Annotated in this window: 18 protein-coding genes; 4 read left to right on the top strand and 14 right to left on the bottom strand. The window is 73.5% G+C overall.

The genetic code is table 11. The annotated features are described in order from the left end of the window. Positions 1-14 precede the first annotated feature (14 nt). From ACSLIC_RS17755 to clpS, 8 genes are all read right to left on the bottom strand, one after another. The gene (locus ACSLIC_RS17755; protein ID WP_436738682.1) at positions 15-965 is read right to left on the bottom strand and encodes a PLP-dependent cysteine synthase family protein; all 951 of its coding nucleotides are present in this window, start codon (positions 963-965) and stop codon (positions 15-17) included. After that, positions 965-1,249: a MoaD/ThiS family protein gene (locus ACSLIC_RS17750; protein ID WP_436738681.1), complete on the bottom strand. Its 285-nt coding sequence runs from the start codon at positions 1,247-1,249 to the stop codon at positions 965-967. The genes ACSLIC_RS17755 and ACSLIC_RS17750 overlap by 1 nt, the downstream gene beginning before the upstream one ends. A gap of 105 nt (positions 1,250-1,354) precedes the next feature. Continuing rightward, positions 1,355-1,510 (bottom strand): putative leader peptide, encoded by a 156-nt coding sequence (locus ACSLIC_RS17745; protein ID WP_436738680.1) that lies wholly within the window; start codon positions 1,508-1,510, stop codon positions 1,355-1,357. 129 nt (positions 1,511-1,639) lie between these two features. Continuing rightward, positions 1,640-2,074: a Mov34/MPN/PAD-1 family protein gene (locus ACSLIC_RS17740; RefSeq protein ID WP_436738679.1), complete on the bottom strand. Its 435-nt coding sequence runs from the start codon at positions 2,072-2,074 to the stop codon at positions 1,640-1,642. Positions 2,075-2,176: 102 nt separating this feature from the next. Further along, the gene (locus ACSLIC_RS17735) at positions 2,177-3,622 is read right to left on the bottom strand and encodes an amino acid permease (RefSeq protein WP_436738678.1); all 1,446 of its coding nucleotides are present in this window, start codon (positions 3,620-3,622) and stop codon (positions 2,177-2,179) included. Positions 3,623-3,990: 368 nt separating this feature from the next. Beyond that, positions 3,991-5,109: an ABC transporter substrate-binding protein gene (locus tag ACSLIC_RS17730; protein ID WP_436738677.1), complete on the bottom strand. Its 1,119-nt coding sequence runs from the start codon at positions 5,107-5,109 to the stop codon at positions 3,991-3,993. 261 nt (positions 5,110-5,370) lie between these two features. Then, complete coding sequence (locus ACSLIC_RS17725) at positions 5,371-5,973, bottom strand: DUF2017 domain-containing protein (RefSeq protein ID WP_436738676.1); 603 nt, start codon at positions 5,971-5,973, stop codon at positions 5,371-5,373. Then, positions 5,973-6,287 carry an ATP-dependent Clp protease adapter ClpS gene (clpS, locus tag ACSLIC_RS17720; RefSeq protein ID WP_030696422.1) on the bottom strand — a complete coding sequence of 105 codons (315 nt, stop codon included), beginning with the start codon at positions 6,285-6,287 and terminating at the stop codon, positions 5,973-5,975. The genes ACSLIC_RS17725 and clpS overlap by 1 nt, the downstream gene beginning before the upstream one ends. A 172-nt stretch (positions 6,288-6,459) precedes the next feature. Between clpS and ACSLIC_RS17715 the strand changes: the two genes are divergently transcribed. Continuing rightward, a complete protein-coding gene (locus ACSLIC_RS17715; RefSeq protein WP_436738675.1) occupies positions 6,460-7,854 on the top strand; it encodes a nicotinate phosphoribosyltransferase in 1,395 nt (464 codons plus the stop codon). A gap of 107 nt (positions 7,855-7,961) precedes the next feature. Further along, entirely contained in the window at positions 7,962-8,552 is a 591-nt protein-coding gene (locus ACSLIC_RS17710; protein WP_436738674.1) for a nicotinamidase, read from the top strand. 192 nt (positions 8,553-8,744) lie between these two features. Here ACSLIC_RS17710 and ACSLIC_RS17705 read toward each other — a convergent pair whose 3' ends face one another. From ACSLIC_RS17705 to ACSLIC_RS17690, 4 genes are all read right to left on the bottom strand, one after another. Beyond that, positions 8,745-9,080: a hypothetical protein gene (locus ACSLIC_RS17705; RefSeq protein ID WP_436738673.1), complete on the bottom strand. Its 336-nt coding sequence runs from the start codon at positions 9,078-9,080 to the stop codon at positions 8,745-8,747. A gap of 121 nt (positions 9,081-9,201) precedes the next feature. Next, on the bottom strand, positions 9,202-11,607 hold the full coding sequence (locus ACSLIC_RS17700) for an immune inhibitor A domain-containing protein (RefSeq protein WP_436738672.1): 2,406 nt from the start codon (positions 11,605-11,607) through the stop codon (positions 9,202-9,204). A 1,085-nt stretch (positions 11,608-12,692) separates the two neighbouring features. Beyond that, a complete protein-coding gene (locus tag ACSLIC_RS17695; protein ID WP_436738671.1) occupies positions 12,693-13,361 on the bottom strand; it encodes an RDD family protein in 669 nt (222 codons plus the stop codon). A 79-nt stretch (positions 13,362-13,440) separates the two neighbouring features. Beyond that, a complete protein-coding gene (locus tag ACSLIC_RS17690; protein ID WP_436738670.1) occupies positions 13,441-14,886 on the bottom strand; it encodes an RDD family protein in 1,446 nt (481 codons plus the stop codon). A gap of 308 nt (positions 14,887-15,194) precedes the next feature. Here ACSLIC_RS17690 and ACSLIC_RS17685 point away from each other — a divergent pair, with 308 nt between their 5' ends. Beyond that, positions 15,195-15,671 carry an SsgA family sporulation/cell division regulator gene (locus ACSLIC_RS17685; RefSeq protein ID WP_436738669.1) on the top strand — a complete coding sequence of 159 codons (477 nt, stop codon included), beginning with the start codon at positions 15,195-15,197 and terminating at the stop codon, positions 15,669-15,671. An 81-nt stretch (positions 15,672-15,752) separates the two neighbouring features. Here ACSLIC_RS17685 and ACSLIC_RS17680 read toward each other — a convergent pair whose 3' ends face one another. Both ACSLIC_RS17680 and hppD read right to left on the bottom strand, forming a co-directional pair. Continuing rightward, a complete protein-coding gene (locus tag ACSLIC_RS17680; protein WP_436738668.1) occupies positions 15,753-17,177 on the bottom strand; it encodes an FAD-binding oxidoreductase in 1,425 nt (474 codons plus the stop codon). Positions 17,178-17,597: 420 nt separating this feature from the next. Then, positions 17,598-18,761, bottom strand: coding sequence for a 4-hydroxyphenylpyruvate dioxygenase (gene hppD / locus ACSLIC_RS17675; protein WP_436738667.1), 1,164 nt, complete (start codon positions 18,759-18,761; stop codon positions 17,598-17,600). 132 nt (positions 18,762-18,893) lie between these two features. On the opposite strand from hppD, the gene ACSLIC_RS17670 reads away from it, so the two are divergent. Beyond that, positions 18,894-19,364 (top strand): Lrp/AsnC family transcriptional regulator, encoded by a 471-nt coding sequence (locus ACSLIC_RS17670; protein ID WP_100457756.1) that lies wholly within the window; start codon positions 18,894-18,896, stop codon positions 19,362-19,364. The last annotated feature ends 39 nt before the right edge of the window (positions 19,365-19,403 follow it).

The following is a 19,403-nucleotide window of genomic DNA, read 5'->3' as shown; positions in this document are numbered from 1 at the left end:
GGGGACCGAGGGGATCAGGCCCAGAGCTGGCCGTGCAGGGTCTCGATCGCCTCTTCGGTGGTGGCGGCGGTGTAGACGCCGGTGGAGAGGTACTTCCAGCCGCCGTCGGCGACGACGAAGACGATGTCGGCGCTCTCGCCGGCCTTGGCCGCCTTGCGGCCCACGCCGATGGCCGCGTGCAGGGCGGCGCCGGTGGAGACCCCGGCGAAGATGCCTTCCCGCTGGAGCAGTTCCCGGGTGCGGCCGACCGCGTCGGCGGAGCCGACCGAGAAGCGGGTGGTGAGGACGGAGGCGTCGTACAGCTCGGGGACGAAGCCCTCGTCGAGGTTGCGCAGCCCGTAGACCACGTCGTCGTACCGGGGTTCGGCGGCGACGATCGCGACGTCGGGCTTGTGCTCGCGCAGGTAGCGGCCGACGCCCATCAGGGTGCCGGTGGTGCCCAGCCCGGCCACGAAGTGGGTGACCGAGGGGAGGTCGGCGAGGATCTCGGGGCCGGTGGTGGCGTAGTGGGCGCCCGCGTTGTCCGGGTTGCCGTACTGGTAGAGCATGACCCAGTCCGGGTGCTCGGCGGCCAGTTCCTTGGCGAGGCGGACGGCGGTGTTGGAGCCGCCGGCGGCCGGGCTGGAGACGATCTCCGCACCCCACATGGCGAGCAGGTCGCGCCGCTCCCGGGAGGTGTTCTCGGGCAGGACGCAGACGATGCGGTAGCCCTTGAGCTTGGCCGCCATGGCGAGCGAGATGCCGGTGTTGCCGCTGGTGGGCTCCAGGATGGTGCAGCCCGGGGTGAGCCGGCCGTCCTTCTCGGCCTGCTCGACCATGTGCAGGGCCGGGCGGTCCTTGACGGAGCCGGTGGGGTTGCGGTCCTCCAGCTTGGCCCAGATCCGTACGTCCTCGGCGGGCGACAGCCTCGGGAGCCGGACCAGCGGGGTGTTCCCGACGGCCGCGAGCGGGGAGTCGTAGCGCATCAGAGCGCCGCGGAGCCGCCGGCGACGGCCGGGAGGATGGTGACGTTGTCCCCGTCGGCGACCTTGGTGTCGATCGCGTCGAGGAAGCGGACGTCCTCGTCGTTCAGGTAGACGTTGACGAAGCGGCGGAGCTGCTCGCCGTCGACGATGCGCTCCTTGATCCCGGCGTGCCGCGTCTCCAGGTCGTCGATCAGCTCGCCCAGCGTGGTGCCGCTGCCTTCGACGGTCTTGGCGCCGTCGGTGTAGGTGCGGAGGATGGTCGGGATGCGGACCTCGATGGCCATGGCGTGGGCTCCTGTCGTGGAGTGGGTACGGCGTGCGTGCGCGGCTCGGCTGCACGGGGGTGCCCGTCGGGCGCGGGGCCGCGGGTTCGGGCGGTCGGGGCGGGATCAGCCCTGACAGATGGTGCTGGTGGTCCGGCACAGGTCGACGTGCAGGCGCTGACTGGCTCCGCGTCCGAAGGCTCCCAGGAGGTGGGTGGAGGCGGAGCACAGTGCGGTGGGCGCCGTGCCCCGCGTCCTGTCGCTCACGTCATGGGGAACCATGCGGTCATCGTATCGATTCCCGCACGGTGTTCCGCAGCTCCGTCTTGACTGGCGGACGGTTTGCGGCCGCATGACGGACAGACCGGGGAAACGGGGCCCCGGAGCCCCCGCCGGCGCCCGGAACCGGCCTCAGTCGGCGGCGGGGTACTCCGCCACCACCTGCACGTCTTCCTCCGTGATCTCACCGTCCACGATCCGGAACGACCGGAACTGGAAGGGGCCGGCGTCGTCCGTGTCGGCGGTCGAGACGAGGACGTAGTGGGCGTTCGGCTCGTTGGCGTAGGTCACGTCGGTGCGCGAGGGGTACGCCTCGGTGGCGGTGTGCGAGTGGTAGACGATCACCGGCTCCTCGTCCCGGTCGTCCAGTTCCCGGTAGAGCTTGAGCAGGTCCATCGAGTCGAACTCGTAGAAGGTGGGGGACCTGGCGGCGTTGAGCATCGGGACGAACCGCTCGGGCCGGTCGCCGCCCGCCGGGCCGGCCACGATGCCGCACGCCTCGTCGGGGTGGTCGGCGCGCGCGTGGGCGACGATCTGGTCGTGGAGGGCCTGGGTCAGAGTCAGCATGGGCCCAGGATAAGCAGACGGGCCCGTCCGTACCGAGGGGTGGTACGAGCGGGCCCGCATGGTGGACAAGGGGTGTCCGGAGGCCGGCCCGGGGGCCTGCCGTCAGCGCTTGGCGAACGCCGTGTTCTGCGGGTCGCGGGCGCGCAGCACCCGGTAGGAGACGAGCAGGGCGGCGGCCCAGAGCGGCGCGCAGTACAGCGAGATCCGGGTGTCCGGGTCGATGCCCATCATCACCACGACCAGTGCGAGGAAGAGCAGCGCGAACCAGCTGGTGAACGGTGCCCCCGGCGCCCGGAAGGGGGAGACCGGCAGCTCGCCGCGGTCGGCCTTGGCCCGGTAGCGGATCTGGCAGACCAGGATCATCACCCAGGCCCACATGCCGGAGATGGTGGCGAAGGAGACCACGTAGTTGAACGCCTCGCCGGGCCACTGGTAGTTGATCCAGACGCCGACCATCATGAGCGCCGCCGAGAAGGTGGTGCCGGCCAGCGGGGTGCCACTGCGGGTGAGGCGGGTGAAGAACGTCGGGCCCTGCCCGTTGAGGGCGAGGTCGCGCAGCATCCGGCCGGTGGAGTACATGCCGGAGTTGCAGGAGGAGAGCGCCGCCGTCAGCACGACGAAGTTGACGATGGCCGCGCCGACGCCGAGCCCCATCTTCTCGAAGGCCGCGACGAAGGGACTGACGCCCGCCTGGAACTCGCTCCAGGGCACCACCGAGAGGATCATGATCAGCGCGCCGACGTAGAAGACGGCGATGCGCCACGGCACGGTGTTGATCGCCTTGGGCAGCGTCTTCTCCGGGTCCTTGGACTCGCCGGCGGTGACGCCGACCAGCTCGACCGCGAGGAAGGCGAACATGACGATCTGGAGCGTCATGAGCGTGCCGCCGACACCCTCCGGGAAGAAGCCGCCCTGGTTCCACAGGTGGGCGACGGTCGCGGTGTCCCCGGCGTCGGAGAAGCCGAGGGTGAGGATGCCGACGCAGATCAGGATCATGCCGACGATGGCGGTGACCTTGACCATGGAGAACCAGAACTCCAGCTCACCGAAGATCTTCACGGAGATCAGGTTGGCCCCGTAGAGGATGACCGTGAACAGCAGGGCCGACACCCATTGCGGGACGGGGAACCAGTACGTCATGTACTGGGCGGCGGCGGTCACCTCCGTGATGCCGGTGACCACCCAGAACAGCCAGTAGGTCCAGCCGGTGACGAACCCGGCGAACGGGCCGATGAACTCGCGGGCGTACTCCGAGAAGGAGCCGGAGACCGGCCGGTACATCAGCAGTTCGCCCAGGGCGCGCATGATGAAGAAGATGACGAGGCCGGCGATCGCGTAGGCCAGGATGAGACTGGGGCCGGCCTTCGAGATGGCCTTGCCCGCGCCGAGGAAGAGGCCGGTGCCGATGGCCCCGCCGATGGCGATCATCTGGATCTGACGGGCGCCGAGGCCCCGCTGGTAACCCTCGGCGCCGTGCGGCGCGGACGGGCCGCCTCGCCCGGGGCCCGGCTCTCCGTCGCTGACGGTGTCGACCTGAGTCGAGGACATGATTGCGCCTTTCTCCGCCGGATCGCGGCCTTCCGTCGGCCGTGACCCGGGTCCCGATCCCCCGGATGTGGATGTGGAGTACCACCCACCGGGGTCCACCGGCGGGGACGCGCCCGCGAGGACAGGGGTGGCGTCCGCGCGGGTGGTCGTGAAGGTCTACCACGCGGAAGCTTTCATTCCACTTGGCCGTCTGTGACCCGGTCCACAAACAGAAGGGGACATTCCGCCTGCCGGACGGCATAGGCGGCCGGGCCTTTGACGCCATCATTATGCGGATTTGGGCGTCCGTTGGGCGAACAGCGCCCCGGCCGCGGCAGGCTCCGGAAGGCGCCCCCGGGCCCCCCGGAGCCAGGCCCCGCCTTGCGGGCTCAGCCCTGGTGCAGTACGCGGAACCGGCCCGGCTCCGCCGGGTCCCGATCGGCCACCTGGACCGGCGGCCAGGCCCACTGCCGCACCCCGGTCCCCGGCAGCCGGGAGAACCGGATCTCGCCCCGGGTGCCCGCGACCGTCCCGCCCTCCCAGGCCCGGACCAGGTCCGCCCGCCCGGTGCCGTACGTCCGCAGCGCCTCAGCGAGGACGGCCACGGTGTCCCACCCCTCGTAGGCGACGAAGGAGGGCTCCTCGCCCAGCCGCGCCCGCAGCGCCTCGCCGACGCGGACGGCCAGCGGGCCGGGCCGCTCCGGCAGGTAACGCAGGAAGGGGACCCCGGCACCGTCCGCGCCCAGCGCCGCGAGCCACCCCGGGAACTCCGGCTGCCCGGCCGGGGCCCCGATCAGCACCCCGCCGAGCCGCCGGTCGGCGCGGACGGCACGGGCCAGCGGGACCGCCGGTTCCGGGGTCCCGGCGAGCAGCAGGAGCGCCGTCGCACCGTCCTCGGCCAGCGCGTCGCACAGCTCCCCGGGGGTGAGCGCGTCGGCGTCCAGCTCGGTGACGGAGCCGCCCCGCTGCCCCAGGTGGTCGCGCAGGATGCGGGTCCCCGTCTCCCAGTAGAGGCTCGCCTGCCGTGCCACGGCGATCCGGTGGTGACCCGCCGCCAGGAGGAAGTCGGCGTAGCTCCGCCAGCCGTACGACTGGGCCGGGGCCAGCCGCGCGACCCATGCGGCCGGCTCCTCGGTGAGCGCGTCCAGCACCGCCGAGGAGCAGAGGAACGGCACCCCGAGCGCCTCGGCCCGGCCGGCGGCGGCCCGGGCGACGACACTGTGGTACTCCCCCGCCACGGCGGCGACCCCGAGCCCCGCCAGCTCCTCGACGGCCGCCTCGGCCCGCTCCGGGTCCGCCGCGGTGTCCCGCACCAGCAGCTCCATCGGCCGCCCGCCGATCCCGCCGCCCGCGTTCACCTCACCCACGGCCAGCTCCAGCCCCGCGAGCAACTGCCGGCCCGCCTCGGTCCAGCCGGGCCGGGTCAGCGGGACGAGGGCGCCCACGGCGACGGGCGACCCGCCCGCGGGTCCGGCTCCGGACTGCGGCGACGAGGAAGACACGTTCATCGGGCTGACCCTCCCTGGGGACGAGGACGGGCGCCACTGCGGCGCGCGACCACTCCGGGCCATTGCAGCCCCGCCGCCGCCGGAGATCAACCGATGACGCGCGATCGCACCGACGCGTCTCCCCGCCGCCCCGCGACAAGTCGGCTCCGGGAGCCGAAGGGGCGCGTCGTCGTCAAGACGCCCGTCGCGTGCAGGGGGCGAAGCGGACGAGCGCGTCGGGTGGCTCGACGACGACGCGGGCGCCCCGGCGGCGAGCGAAGCTCAAAGAGAACCAGCCAGCGTCTCGATCAGGCTTTCCTGGAGGCCCGCCAGCCACAGCTGGGCGATGACCATGGGCTTGCGCGGGTCGGAGTCGGGGAGCTGGAACAGCTCGTCCGTGTCGGACTCGTCGCGCAGGTCGAGCCGGGCCGCGATGGCCAGGCGCAGGTCGTTGAGGGCGCCGATCCACTGGCGGGACTGGTCGGGGGTCAGCTCGACGGTGCCGCCGCCCTCGCTGTCGACCGGGACGGCGTCGAGGGTGCGGACGACCAGCAGGGCGGACGCGCGCTTGGCGGCCCGCAGGTCGTTCTCGGTGAAGCGGCGGAACTCGGCCGAACGCTCCCGCAGCTCCTCGGCCTCCTGAGCGGTGGCGGCGGTGGCCGGGTCGGCGTACGCGTCGGGGAAGAGGCGGCGCAGGACGGGGTCGGTGGGCGCCTCGCTCGGGCCCTCGGCGAACAGCTCGGCGAGCGGGTCGTCGCCGAGGTTGTCGTCGCCGGGGCCGATCAGCTCCAGGAGCTGGACGGCCAGCGAGCGGATGATGGAGATCTCGACGGCGTCGAGGGTGGCCGCGGCGCCCTTCTCGGTGGGCTCGAAGTGCCCGGCCATCAGGCGCGGTCCTGCTGGAGGGTGGCCCAGAGCCCGTAGCCGTGCATGGCCTGCACGTCGCGCTCCATCTCTTCGCGGCTGCCGCTGGAGACGACGGCGCGCCCCTTGTGGTGGACGTCGAGCATCAGCTTGTTGGCCTTCTCCTTGGAGTACCCGAAGTACGCCTGGAAGACGTAGGCGACGTAGCTCATCAGGTTCACCGGGTCGTTGTGGACGATGGTGACCCAGGGCAGGTCGGGTTCGGGCACGGCGAAGGTCTCCTCCGCCGCTGCGGGTTGCTCGGTCTCTGCGGGCGACACACTCACCCTGCCCATGCTGCCATCCGGGGCGCGCAAGCGCACAAACGGCATGGCCCGTAAGGTTCCGCGCCGCACGGGTGGGCCTCGGCGCTCGAAATCGTCATACTGACGCTAAGTGCGGTAGCATCCAGCCGTGCCCGCCGCTGTGGCGGTCGTCGGCCGCACCCGGAAATGCGAGGTTGTCCCCGTGAGCACTGCGGAACCCAGGAACACGGCACCCGGTGACCGGCCGGCCCGGACCGGCGAGGGCGCGCTGCGCCTGCCGGTCGCGGTGCCGTCCACGGCCCTGTTCACCGACCACTACGAGCTGACGATGCTCCAGGCGGCCCTCGCCGCCGGGACCGCCGACCGCCCCTGCGTCTTCGAGGTCTTCACCCGCAAGCTCCCCGAGGGCCGCCGCTACGGCGTGCTGGCCGGGGTCGGCCGGGTCCTGGACGCCGTCGAGCACTTCCGCTTCGAGCCGGCCCAGCTCGACCACCTGCGGACCCACCGCGTCGTCGACGAGGCGACTCTCGCCTACCTGGCCGGCCACCGCTTCAGCGGGAACATCGTCGGCTACCCGGAGGGCGAGGTGTACTTCCCCGGCTCCCCGGTGCTGCGGGTCGAGGGCACCTTCGCGGAATGCGTGCTGCTGGAGACGGTGATCCTCTCCATCCTCAACCACGACTCGGCCATCGCGGCAGCCGCCTCCCGGATGTCCTCGGCGGCCGCCGGGCGGCCGCTGATCGAGATGGGGGCGCGCCGCACCCACGAACTCGCGGCGGTGGCCGCCTCCCGTGCCGCGTACATCGGCGGCTTCACCACCACCTCCGACCTGGCCGCCGGGTTCCGCTACGACATCCCGACCGCCGGGACCAGCGCGCACGCCTTCACCCTGCTGCACGACAGCGAGCGGGACGCCTTCGAGGCGCAGGTGGCCGCGCTCGGCCGGGACACGACGCTGCTGGTCGACACCTACGACGTCCAGGAGGCCGTGCGGACCGCCGTCGAGGTGGCCGGGCCGGAGCTGGGCGCGGTCCGGATCGACTCCGGGGACCTGCTGCTCGTCGCCCACCGGGTCCGCGATCAGCTCGACCGGCTGGGGGCGCGCGACACCCGGATCGTCGTCACCTCCGACCTCGACGAGTACGCCATCGCCTCGCTGGCGGCGGCGCCGGTGGACGCGTACGGGGTCGGCACCCAGCTGGTGACCGGCAGCGGGCACCCGACCTGCTCGATGGTCTACAAGCTGGTGGCACGGGCCCGCTCCACCGAGCCGGGGGCGCCGCTGGAGCCGGTGGCGAAGAAGTCGCTGGGCGGGAAGACCTCGCTGGGCGGACGGAAGTGGGCGGCCCGGCGCCGCGACTCCGAGGGGGTCGCCGAGGCCGAGGTGGTCGGGACCGGGCCGGTTCCGGCGGAGCTGGCCGACGCGCAGCTGCTGGTGGAGCTGGTGCGCGACGGCGAGGTGGTCGGGCGGGAGCCGATGGACGTGGCGCGCGAACGGCACGCCGCCGCCCGGGCCGCGCTGCCGCTCTCCGCCACCCAGCTCTCCAAGGGCGAGCCGGTCATCCCCACCGAGTACCTGGCTCAGCAGCCGGGCTGAGGCCCGCCCGCCCCTGCCGCCCGGGGCCGCCGGTGCCTACGCTCGGCAGAGGGAGCGGCCCGGCCCCGCCGCACCTCCGTATCCGCCCCGCCACCGAAGGACACGCCATGCGCCGCGCACTGATCGTCGTCGACGTCCAGAACGACTTCTGCGAGGGCGGCAGCCTCGCCGTCACCGGTGGGGCGGAGGTGGCCGCCGCGATCACCGAGCACCTCGACGGGCCCGGACGGGAGCTGTACGACCACGTCGTCGCCACCCGCGACCACCACAGAGAACCGGGCGACCACTTCTCGGCCCGGCCCGATTTCCGCGACTCCTGGCCACCGCACTGCGTCGCCGGGACCGAAGGGGCGGGCTTCCACCCGAACTTCGCACCCGCCCTCGCCTCCGGCGCCGTCGAGGCCGTCTTCGACAAGGGGGCGTACACGGCGGCCTACAGCGGGTTCGAGGGGGCCGACGAGAACGGGGTCGGCCTGGCGGACTGGCTGCGGGAGCAGGGGGTCACCGATGTCGACGTGGTCGGGCTGGCGACCGACCACTGCGTCCGGGCCACGGCGCTGGACGCCCTGTCGGCAGGGTTCGGCACGCGGGTCCTGCTCGACCTCGCCGCCGGGGTCGCGCCCGACTCCGTCGCCGCCGCCGTGGCCGAACTCCGGGAGGCGGGTGTCTCCGTCACCGGGGAGGCGTACCGGAACTGAGCTGGGCCGCCCTCTGCCCATGTGCCGGTGTGCCCGCACCGGTCACAGGTCGGCCTCGAACGCCGACCGGGCTGAGATGCGCCTGGGCACCGTCCCGACCGTGCCGGTCGCAGACCGGCCTCGCGCCGGACGGGCTGAGCTGCGGTCCCGCTCCGTCCGGGGCTCGGCCGGGACGGAGAAGGGTGGTCCGGGTCAGGTGAGGAGGGCGCGGATGGGGCGCCACAGCTCGGGAGGGCGGGAGACGGGCGCGTCCGCGGACGGTGTGGCCGCCGCGCGCCATATGAGGCCGTCGGGATGGTGCAGGACGGCCGTGATCTCGTCCGGCGTCGGCGGCGCGGCGTTCCCCCGGAGGTAGACGGCGCGCAGGCCGAGATTACGGAGCCGGGTCAGGGCCCGGGCCCTGTTCTTGGCGTGGACGAGCACCCGCACCCGCTGCTCCCCCGCCCCTGTGGCCTGCACAGGCGCGGGCAGACTCAGCGCGACGACCACGCTGCCCCCCGGCATCCGGACAAATCCGCCTGCGGCCATCCCTCAGCTCACCCCCGTGAGAAGTCGTGTCAATAAGACGGTCACGGGTGCATCTAAGCGCGATCGGCCGCCGCCCGCTAGGGGGCGGCGGCCGATACGGCTCTGGCCTGCGGTTCGCGGGCTACTTCAGCGAGGGTCCGACCTTCACCGTGATCGTCTTGCCGCTCAGCGGTTCCTTGGTGATGGAGATCCGGGTGCCGGTGTCAGTGACCTTGACCGAACCGGTGGGGTTCGACGCGTCGTAGTACCGGCCGGGGAAGCCGTCGTCGAAGGCCGGGATGCCGGGCTTCGGCTTGACCTTGGCGGGCTTGCCGTCCTGGTGGAGGGTGAAGCCCTGCGTCGGGTACCGGCTGAACGGCGCGTCGTACGCCTGGACACGGTTGCGCATGATCGTCCCGTCGGCCCACTTCTCGGCCTTCGGGTGGGCGTCGATCGGCAGCACGCGGCCCTCACCGGGGTGGACGCCGGTGTTGTTGTCCTTCTGGGAGGTGTCCCACAGCCAGATCATCAGACCGTTCTGGTAGGGGAAGTGCTCGACCCAGTCGGGGCGCGTCGAGCTCCAGCCGAAGTTGTACGGGCCGGTCTTCAGCGTGGTGTCGTAGCTGGTGTACTGGCGGTTCTCGGCGATGTAGTACTGCGGGTAGTCCTGGGTGAAGGAGGCCCCGATGCGCTGGAAGCCGTCGGCGGTCCAGCCGTTGTCGCCGTCCTCGGCCCCGTCGGCGAAGAGCTCCTCGCCGTCGGCGGTCAGGGAGATCGCGTCGGCGGCGAAGCCGGGCTCGGCCAGGCCGCCGTCGGTCTGGTAGCGGAACCGCAGCTCGATCTTCTGGCCGGCGTAGGCGTCCAGCGGGAAGGAGAGCGCGCGGTAGCCGTCGGAGACGCCGTGCAGGGCGGGGGTGTCGCCGCCGTCGCGGGGCAGGGGCTTGCCGTCGACGGTGCCGTCGAGCGCGGTCCAGTCGGCGCCGCCGTCGGTGGAGACCTCGGTGTAGAGGAAGTCGTAGTTCTCCTCGATGTTCCACCAGCCCTTGAGATCCAGGGCGGCGGCGGACTTACCGGTGAGGTCGACCGGGCGGGTCAGGGTGTTCTTGAGGTCGTCGCCGCTGTCGGACCACCACTGGGCGGAGCCCTCGGCGGGCTCGGTGATGGTGGTGGTGACTTCCTTCTCGGGCAGCTCGACCACGAGGGCCTGCTTGTCCTCGGTGTTGTACTCGGCGAGGCCCAGCTTGTGCGTCGACCTGGTGCCGGCCTTGGCGGTGGCGTGGTCGAGCCAGCCCAGCTGGAGCTTGTCCCAGGCGGTCATGTCACCGGGCAGGTCGCCGATCTCGGTCTTGCCGGTGCCGAGCCAGGAGCCCGAGGACATCAGCGTCCAGAAGGCGGTGGAGTTCTCGCCGGCGCCGCTGGTGTCGTAGTGGTCGGGGAGGCCGAGGTCGTGGCCGTACTCGTGGGCGAAGACGCCGAGGCCGCCGTTCTCGGGCTGGATGGTGTAGTCGCCGACCCAGACACCGGTGTCGCCGATCTGGGCGCCGCCCGCCTTGTTGCCGGCGGGGCCGGTCTTGCCGGCGTCGGTGCCGTAGGCGTACCAGCGGTGGGCCCAGATGGCGTCGGTGCCCTGGGCGCCGCCGCCCGCGGACTCGTCCTCGCCGGCGTGCACGATCTGGAAGTGGTCGATGTAGCCGTCGGGCTCGTTGAAGTCGCCGTCGCCGTCGAAGTCGTAGCGGTCCCAGGTGTCGTACGTGGCCAGCTGCTCCTTGATCTCGGCGTCGGTGCGGCCGGCGGCCTTCTGGCCCTCGGCCCACTTGGTGACGCCGTCGCGGACGACGTCCCAGACGTTGGCGCAGTTGGTGTCGCCGCAGTAGTTGGAGCCGTAACGGGCCTCGTTGTAGTCGACCTTGACCCAGTCGGCGACCTCGCCGTCGACCGAGTAGCGGCCCGAGGACTGCTTCTCGTAGTACTTCTTGACCGACTCCTTGTTCTTCTCCGTGGAGAAGTACAGGTCCTGGAAGTGCTCCTGGGAGAAGTCCGCCTTCCAGTCCGTGGAGTTGTCGTTCTTCCGGTCGGGCTCGGCGATCTGGTTGCGCTGCGGGCCGGGCTCCCCGCCGTACTTGGCGACGGGCTCCTCGGGGCCCTCGGGGCCGTCCGGGTCGTACATCGTGGTGTCGTCGACCTTGTCGCCGAACTCCACGAGGATGGTGAAGATCTGGTCGGTCTTCTCACGGCCCAGTTCGACGTACTTGCCGTCGTCGAGCCTGAGGACCCGGGAGGCACCGCGCTGGCTGGCCTTCTTGTCGCCCGATATGAGCTGGCGCAGGGCCTCGCCGCGCTGCTTCTCCTGCTTCTCGCTGAACGGGCCTTCGAGGTTGTGCTCGACGTGGCCCTTGGCCGGCGCCGGGTCCCGGCGCTCGACGGCCGGGTCGTCTCCCGCCGGGCGGTCGGCCGCCTGTGCGGTGCCGACCGCCACGGTGGTGGCGCCTATCGCGGCGACGGCCACGCCCAGGGCGGTGGCCCTGAAGGCTCTGCGATCTCTGCTCACGTGTGCGCTGTCCTCCCGAGAGGCCGGGCGCCGGGGACTGCGGCCTGTTGCCGCGTCCGCGCCCGGCACGGAACACAAGTGACGACATTCGACCGGAGTGGCGACAGAAAAGACAGGTCTTGACTTGAACAGGTCAATGGCGTTATGCGGACGCCCCGTTGAGAGGAACGGGCACCCGGGCGCCGGGCGACTGTACGGCCGCGCGCCACCGCGCGCCGGCCTTCCGCACCCGGTGACCCCGTGCGCCCCCGCGTGCCTCACCGCCGACGAGGCGGGCGGCTTACCGCTCACGGGGGTGGGGCATCGCCTCCCTTGAGGCCCACACGGCCCGGCCCGGCCGCCCGGTGCCCCACCCGAGCGGCCGGCCGCACCAATCCGCCACCGCCTCGCCGTCCGTCCCTCGGGACCCGAGGCTCGACACCCCTACGCCGAGGACGGCCCGCCCGCCCAGGCTCGCCCCACCCCCGCCGTACGCCACCGGCTCGGCCACCGTGGTGCTCGCCACGCTCGCCCTGCTGCTGCTCACCGGGACGACCGGGGGCGCGGGCGCCGCCCTGGTCGCGGCCACCGCGCTCGGGCCTCGGGCTCCGCGCCGCGGTGGGCCGGCCCCCGGACGCGCCCGGCGGTTCAGGCGGGCCGACCCGCCACGGCCGCGCGGAGCGCCGGGGCCGGCCGTCTCACGGGGTCCGTCGGCACGCGTCCCTGAGTCGGGCCGACCGCTCCTGACGCGGCGGCGGGCGCGCGGCGCCGGATCAGGGCTTCCCGGCACGTCGCCGGCCGTGCGGAGGCCGTCCCGGGGCCGGCGGGGGACGCCCGGCCCGCGCCGAGCGAGTACGGGGTCCCGGTCACGGGATGCCGATGGCCCACCGGCCCGGCCCGGTGGCGCCGGCCTTACGCGAAACGAGACCGACGCCCCGCACGGTGCGCCGCACGGGACCGGCGGCGGCCGGGATCCGCTTGCGCGACCGCACCGCCGACGTCCGCGAGACGGACCACGCGCGCCAAGCGCCCCTCTCCCGCCGCCCGGCGGAGGACGACGGGGGCGACCCGCACGAGGCGGGGGTTTTCCACGGGATGAGCGCTCCTCAGGCCGTGGTGACCTCGACGGTCTTCGCCGCCTTGTCGTGGAGCCCCTGCTTGTACGGGCGGTCGAAGAAGCTCCAGCCGCCGCAGATGACGGTCCAGACGCAGGCGCAGCAGAAGGCGAAGGGGAGCCAGAGGACGGCCGCGCGGATCAGTGAGGTCTGCGTGCTGGGGGTCGCGCCGTTGCTCAGGTCCGCGACGCGCAGGTGCATCAGCCGCTTGCCGACGGTCTGGCCGGTGCGGGCGATGAGGATCGTGTCGTAGCCGATGTAGAGGATCGCGGCGATCAGCGACTGGCCGAAGGACTTGCCGGCGTCGATGTCGTCGACGTCGGTGTCCCAGGTGCCGACGCTGAACAGCAGCGACAGCAGCCAGACCACGATGCCGACGATGATCATGTCGATGACGCGGGCCAGGATGCGCTTGCCGCTCGGCGCCAGCGGCGGCATCCCCGCCAGCGGGTCGCCGCCGTACGGGCCGCCTCCTCCGGCGCCGCCGTAGGGGCCGCCGCCGGAGGGGGGCGGGGGGGTGTCGTACGGATTGCGGCCGTACGGTTCGCCCCCGCCGGGCGGCGGGTCGTACGGGCTGCCGCCGCCGGACCGGGGCGGCTTGCGGAACGGGTCGTCGTCCGGCGAGGGGCCGGACCCGGGGGGCGGCGGTTCGGTCGTCATGGGGCGAGTCGACCCCGCCCCGGGTCCGGCCGCATCCGCCGGGCCGCCGTCCGGGGGAGGCGGCGGGCGGGGGCTGGGCCTATCGGGCGACGAAGGTACGGGCCGCCTTGTCGTGCCAGCACTGGCGCCAGGGTCGGTCGAAGAGGCACCACAGGACGCCGACCACGCCGATCACCAGGAGCCCGGGGACGCTGTACACCAGCCAGCGCCTGAGTGCCGCCCCGAAGGCCGGGGCGTCGTGCTCCTCGATGTCCTGGACGCGCAGGCCGAGCAGCTTCTTGCCCAGGGTGCGGCCCCACTTGGCGGTGGGCAGCGCCTCGTAGACCACCCCGAAGAGGAGGAGGACGGCGAGGGCCGCGCCGAGGTATCCGGCGGTGGTGCCGTCGACGAGCCAGACGGTGACGGTCCGTCCGGAGAGTCTGGCGGTCTCGATCTTGGCGTCGATGTGGTCGCGGGCGCGCGCCGCCAGCGGGACGGCGGCGGCCCCGGTGACGGCGCCCACCACCAGGGTGTCGACGAGCCGGGCGGCCAGCCGGCGCCCGAGCCCGGCCGGGCGGGCGGCGGCCTGCGCGCGGGCGGCCGCGAGGAACGGGTCCTCGACGGGCGGCTTCCACGGCACCACGGGGACGTTCTCGTCGGCCCGGCCGGGCCCGGGGACGGCCGGGGCGGCGGAGGCCGACGGCTGGGCCCAGCCGGGCCGGGCCGTGGCGGGCCGGGGCTGGGGGACGGCGGCAGCGGGGGCGGCGGGCGGCTGGGCGGTGGGCGGCTGGGCGGCGGGCGGCTGGGCGGCGGGCGGCTGGGCCTGGGCGGGCAGGGACGGGGCGGCGGGCGGCTGGGCGGTGGGCTGCTCGGCGGCGCTCGGCGGGGTCTGGGACCGGGGCGGCGGGGACGGGGCGGCGGGCTGCTCGGCAGCGGGCGCCGGGGGGCGGGGCAGCGCCCGCATCGACAGGGTGCCGGGGTCCTGGCGCTGCGCGGGGGTGGCGGGCGCGGCCGGGGCGGAGGTGCCGCGCGGGTCCACGGGGGCCTGGGACAGACCGGGCGGTGCGGCGGCGTCGTCGCGGCGGGCGGCCGGGGTGACGGGGCCGGACGGGCGGCGGAACATCAGGGCGCCCTCGGCGGGCTCGGCCCGGGCGACGGGCTCGCCGGTGCGCGGGTCGGGGACGGCCGGGTCGCCGCCGCCCCAGGAGACGCGGTGGTCCCCGGCACCGCCGAAGCCGGACTGGCGGGCGGGGTCGGCGCCCCAGGCCCTGTCGCGGGCCGGGCCCTCGGCGCTGGGGGCGGCCGGGTCCTCGTCGAGGAAGACGGGGCCGGTCTCCTCGGCGGGGGCCGGGGCGGCGGGAGGTGGTGCGGGGACGGAGCCCGGGGGCGGCGCGGGCAGGGGTTCGCCGTCGGCGGGGGCCGGGCGGCTGGTGCCCGGGACCCAGGAGGCGCCGTTCCAGTACCGGACGTAGCCGGGGATGGACGGGTCGGGGTAGTAGGCCGGGCCGGGCCTGTCGTCACCGGGTGCCGGAGTGGGGGCGCTCATGGTCCGTCGTCCCGTATCTGTTCGGGGGTGTTGTGGTGGCGTCCACATTTATCAGAACTCCCAGCCCGGCGGGCCGGTGTGCGCGGACCGGCCCGTGGGCGGGCGGCGCCGGGCACTGTACGGAGGGGGACGTGCGGACGGTCGCGGGGGCGACGGAAAAGATCTCCGCCGAAGTCGCGTAATGCCCGGCACCGGGCGGGCTCTCGCCTGGTGACGGACCATCCGGCGGCCCTGCGGGGGCGGGCGGACGGCAGGACGTCCGGCCCCGGGGGGCCGGACTTTGCGGGAGAGCTGAGGAGCGCACCGAGATGAACACCGTTGTGGAACGCGAGTTGGTACTGCGGCTGGTCCTTTCGCCCGAGCGGAGCATCGCCGTCCCGGCGCGGCTGGTGTACGCGGTGGCCGATCCGTTCGCGGTGAGTGTCACCTTCCACCTGGGTTCGCGGAACCCGGTGCACTGGACGTTCGCGCGGGAGTTGCTGGTGGAGGGGGTGTTCCGGCCGTGCGGCCACGGGGACGTGCGGATCTGGCCGTCGAAGGTGGACGGGCGCAACGTGTTGCAGATCGCACTGAGTTCACCGGACGGGGACGCGATGCTCCAGGCGCCCTCGGTGGCGGTGTCGGCCTGGCTGGAGCGCACTCTCGCGCTGGTGCCCCCGGGCACGGAGCACGAGCGGCTGGAGCTGGACGCGGGCCTGGCCCGGCTGCTGGAGCCCGCCCCCGCGGACGACCTGTGGCGCGGCGACCTGTGGTCGGACGAGGCGCCCGGGCCGGACGGCGAGTGAGCCCGGCCGTCCCCTCCCCCGCATCCGGGCGCGCCGAGGGGGCACCCGTCATGCCGGGTTGACGCGGGGGAGGGCGGCGGGTCAGAAGAGTTTGCCGGGGTTGAGGAGGCCGTACGGGTCGAGGGCCGCCTTGACCGAGCGCTGCACCTCGACGCCGGTGGGCCCGAGTTCGCGGGCGAGCCACTCCTTCTTGAGGACGCCGACGCCGTGCTCGCCGGTGATGGTGCCGCCCAGTTCCAGCCCGAGTGCCATGATCGCGTCGAAGGACTCGCGGGCGCGGCGGGCCTCGTCGGCGTCGGTGGCGTCGAAGCAGACCGTGGGGTGGGTGTTGCCGTCGCCGGCGTGGGCGCAGACGCCGATGGTGAGGTCGTACCGGGCGGCGATCTCCTCGACGCCTTCGAGGAGTTCGGCGAGGCGGGAGCGGGGCACGCAGACGTCGTCGATCATCGTGGTGCCCTTGACGGCCTCCAGGGCGACCAGCGCCATCCGCCGTGCGGCGAGGAGGAGTTCGGACTCGGCCTCGGTGTCGGCGGGGACCACGCCGGTGGCTCCGGCGGCTTCGCACAGGGCGCCGACGGCGGCGAGGTCGGCCGCCGGGTCGGGCGTGTCGAAGGCGGCGAGCAGCAGTGCCTCGGTGGTCTCCGGCAGGCCCATGCGGGCCATCGCGTTGACGGCGCGGACGGTGGTGCGGTCCATGAGTTCGAGCAGGGACGGGGTGTGCCCCTCGGCCATGATCCGGCAGACGGCGTCCCCCGCGGCGGCGGCCGAGGGGAACTCGGCGGCGAGTGCGAGCTGCCGGGGCGGGCGGGGCCTGAGGGCGAGGACGGCCTTGACGACGACACCGAGGCTGCCCTCGGAGCCGACGAAGAGCCGGGTCAGGTCGTACCCGGCGACGCCCTTGGCGGTGCGGCGGCCGGTGGTGAGCAGACGGCCGTCGGCGAGGACCACGTCGAGGCCGAGGACGTACTCGGCGGTGACCCCGTACTTGACGCAGCACAGGCCGCCGGAGGCGGTGCCGATGTTGCCGCCGATGGTGCAGGTCTCCCAGGAGGAGGGGTCGGGCGGGTAGCTGAGGCCGTGTTCCTCGACGGCGCGGGAGAGGACCGCGTTGACGACGCCGGGTTCGGCGACGGCGATGCGGTTGACGGGGTCGATCTCCAGGATGCGGTCCATCTTGACCAGGGAGAGGACGAGGCAGCCGTCGACGGCGTTGGCGGCGCCGGAGAGTCCGGTGCGGGCGCCCTGCGGGACGACGGGGACGCGCAGCGCGGTGGCGGTCCGCATGACGTGCCGCACCTGTTCGGTGGTGCGGGGCAGCACGACGGCGGCGGGTTTGCCGGCCTCGCAGAAGCTCGCCATGTCGTGGGCGTAGGCGGCGGTGACGTCGGGGTCGGTGAGGACGGCTTCCGGGGGCAGGCCCTCGCGGAGCCGGTCGAGGAGGGCGGTGGGGCCGGTGGGCGCGGGTGGCTCTGCGACGGGGGGCGCGGGCAGCTGCGGCTCAGGCATGGGCACAGGGTGGCACCGGCGGCCATCGGTGTGAACCCGTCGGCCACCGGCGGCTTGCCGTCGCCGGGATCGTCGTACCGGCGCACCGTGTGCGGCGTGGGCGGGGAGAGCGGGCGGTCCGGTACGGGGCCTCGGACGGCCCCCGCGCACCGCTGCCCGGGGTGGCGCGCCCCGCGCCCGCGCCTGCCGCCTGGCGGCCCGGCGCTCTCCCGGCCTCCCGCGCGACTCCGCGCCGCCGACCGCCAGCCGGGCCCGCGTCCGCCGACCGCCGCCGGCGTGGGGCGGCTGCGGCGGGCGGCGCGGTGGTGGCCGTGGACCGGTCCGGCCAGGGCCGGACCGCCCTGGCCCGGCCGTACGCCGACGGCCCGCCTCCCGGGGTGCGGGTGGCGGGCCGTCGCCCCCCGTCGGGGCGGACCTTGGTCAGAGGTTGCCGCGGCGCTCCTGCTCGCGCTCGATCGCCTCGAAGAGGGCCTTGAAGTTGCCCTTGCCGAAGCCCATGGAGCCGTGCCGCTCGATCATCTCGAAGAAGACGGTCGGCTTGTCCTGGACCGGCTTGGTGAAGATCTGCAGCAGGTAGCCGTCCTCGTCGCGGTCGACGAGGATCTTCAGCTCGCGCAGGGTCTCGACCGGCACGCGGGTCTCACCGGCCCACTCGCCGAGCGTGTCGTAGTACGAGTCGGGGGTGTCGAGGAACTCGACCCCGGCCTCGCGCATGGTGCGCACGGTCCGCACGATGTCGTTGGTAGCGAGCGCGATGTGCTGGACACCGGCGCCGCCGTAGAACTCCAGGTACTCGTCGATCTGCGACTTCTTCTTGGCGACGGCCGGCTCGTTGATCGGGAACTTGACCTTGAGCGTGCCGTCGGCGACCACCTTCGACATGAGGGCGGAGTACTCGGTGGCGATGTCGTCGCCGACGAACTCCTTCATGTTGGTGAAGCCCATGACCTTGTTGTAGAAGGCCACCCACTCGTTCATCCTGCCGAGTTCGACGTTGCCCACGCAGTGGTCGATCGCCTGGAAGGTGCGCTTGGCGGGCGGGGCGACGATCGGCTCGGCGGCGACGTAGCCGGGCAGGTAGGGGCCCGCGTAGCCGGAGCGCTCCACCAGGGTGTGGCGGGTCTTGCCGTAGGTGGCGATCGCGGCGAGGACGACGGTGCCGTGCTCGTCCTTGACCTCGTGCGGCTCCTCCAGGCCGGTGGCGCCGTGCTCGACGGCGTAGGCGTAGGCGGCGCGGGCGTCGGGCACCTCGATGGCGAGGTCGACGACGCCGTCGCCGTGGGCGGCCACGTGGCTCTCCAGGAAGGCGCCGCGCTCGGTGCTGGCCTTGATGACGGAGGTGAGGACGAACCGGGCCCCGCCGTTCTCCAGGACGTAGGAGGCGGTCTCGCGGCTGCCGTTCTCCGGCCCGGAGTAGGCGACGAGCTTCATCCCGAAGGCGGAGGAGTAGTAGTGGGCGGCCTGCTTGGCGTTGCCGACCGCGAAGACCACGGCGTCCATTCCCTTGACGGGGAACGGGTCGGCCTCGCGCGCGGTGGTGGGGGCGGACTGGGGGGCCTGGGGGTTCGTCGATGTCGCTGCCATGGCCGCAGCTTCACTCCGTTCCGCAAGCTGCGCAATAGTTCGCGGAAGCACTGGGCAAGGTGTCCGGTGACCCGTCAGTATGGGCGGCCCATCTGTACAGGATGACCATGCGGAAGTGGGGAGGGTGGCCTGATGGGGATCGACGAGCTGGACGGCCGGCTGATCGTGCTGCTGGCGCGGGAGCCGCGGATAGGGGTGCTGGAGGCGTCGCGCAGGCTGGGGGTGGCGCGGGGCACGGTGCAGTCGCGGATGGACCGCCTCCAGTCGAACGGCGTCATCCGCGGCTTCGGCCCGGACGTCGACCCGGCGGCCCTGGGCTACCGCGTCACGGCCTTCGCGACGCTGGAGATCCGCCAGGGCCAGGGCCCGGACGTACGGGCGCACCTGGCCGAGGTCCCGGAGGTGCTGGAGCTGCACACCATCACCGGGGAGGGCGACATGCTGTGCCGCCTGGTGGCCCGCTCGAACGGCGACCTCCAGCGGGTGATCGACCGGGTTGTGGGTTTTGATGGCATCGTCCGGGCCGCCACGGCGATCGTGATGGAGAACCCGGTGCCGCTGCGCGTCATCCCGTTGGTGGAGCAGGCGGCCCGGGAGACCTGACCTCGACCGCTCCCGAGAGCGAAGGGCGCGGTGTCGCAG

Source organism: Streptomyces sp. BBFR102 (assembly GCF_051397025.1).
In the GTDB taxonomy this organism is placed as follows: Bacteria; Actinomycetota; Actinomycetes; order Streptomycetales; family Streptomycetaceae; genus Streptomyces.
The sequence above is the reverse complement of the archived record's forward strand: the minus strand, read 5'-3'. Positions and strand labels throughout refer to the sequence as shown.

What these genes read in the sequence shown, in the direction of transcription:
- ACSLIC_RS17745 (WP_436738680.1), bottom strand. Translation starts at nt 1,510, where the DNA reads ATGGTTCCCCATGACGTGAGCGACAGGACGCGGGGCACGGCGCCCACC.
- ACSLIC_RS17690 (WP_436738670.1), bottom strand. Translation starts at nt 14,886, where the DNA reads ATGAGCGCCCCCACTCCGGCACCCGGTGACGACAGGCCCGGCCCGGCC.
- ACSLIC_RS17725 (WP_436738676.1), bottom strand. Translation starts at nt 5,973, where the DNA reads ATGGCCGGGCACTTCGAGCCCACCGAGAAGGGCGCCGCGGCCACCCTC.
- ACSLIC_RS17755 (WP_436738682.1), bottom strand. Translation starts at nt 965, where the DNA reads ATGCGCTACGACTCCCCGCTCGCGGCCGTCGGGAACACCCCGCTGGTC.
- ACSLIC_RS17695 (WP_436738671.1), bottom strand. Translation starts at nt 13,361, where the DNA reads ATGACGACCGAACCGCCGCCCCCCGGGTCCGGCCCCTCGCCGGACGAC.
- clpS (WP_030696422.1), bottom strand. Translation starts at nt 6,287, where the DNA reads ATGGGCAGGGTGAGTGTGTCGCCCGCAGAGACCGAGCAACCCGCAGCG.
- ACSLIC_RS17680 (WP_436738668.1), bottom strand. Translation starts at nt 17,177, where the DNA reads ATGCCTGAGCCGCAGCTGCCCGCGCCCCCCGTCGCAGAGCCACCCGCG.
- ACSLIC_RS17705 (WP_436738673.1), bottom strand. Translation starts at nt 9,080, where the DNA reads ATGGCCGCAGGCGGATTTGTCCGGATGCCGGGGGGCAGCGTGGTCGTC.
- hppD (WP_436738667.1), bottom strand. Translation starts at nt 18,761, where the DNA reads ATGGCAGCGACATCGACGAACCCCCAGGCCCCCCAGTCCGCCCCCACC.
- ACSLIC_RS17735 (WP_436738678.1), bottom strand. Translation starts at nt 3,622, where the DNA reads ATGTCCTCGACTCAGGTCGACACCGTCAGCGACGGAGAGCCGGGCCCC.
- ACSLIC_RS17730 (WP_436738677.1), bottom strand. Translation starts at nt 5,109, where the DNA reads ATGAACGTGTCTTCCTCGTCGCCGCAGTCCGGAGCCGGACCCGCGGGC.
- ACSLIC_RS17685 (WP_436738669.1), top strand. Translation starts at nt 15,195, where the DNA reads ATGAACACCGTTGTGGAACGCGAGTTGGTACTGCGGCTGGTCCTTTCG.
- ACSLIC_RS17750 (WP_436738681.1), bottom strand. Translation starts at nt 1,249, where the DNA reads ATGGCCATCGAGGTCCGCATCCCGACCATCCTCCGCACCTACACCGAC.
- ACSLIC_RS17670 (WP_100457756.1), top strand. Translation starts at nt 18,894, where the DNA reads ATGGGGATCGACGAGCTGGACGGCCGGCTGATCGTGCTGCTGGCGCGG.
- ACSLIC_RS17740 (WP_436738679.1), bottom strand. Translation starts at nt 2,074, where the DNA reads ATGCTGACTCTGACCCAGGCCCTCCACGACCAGATCGTCGCCCACGCG.
- ACSLIC_RS17710 (WP_436738674.1), top strand. Translation starts at nt 7,962, where the DNA reads ATGCGCCGCGCACTGATCGTCGTCGACGTCCAGAACGACTTCTGCGAG.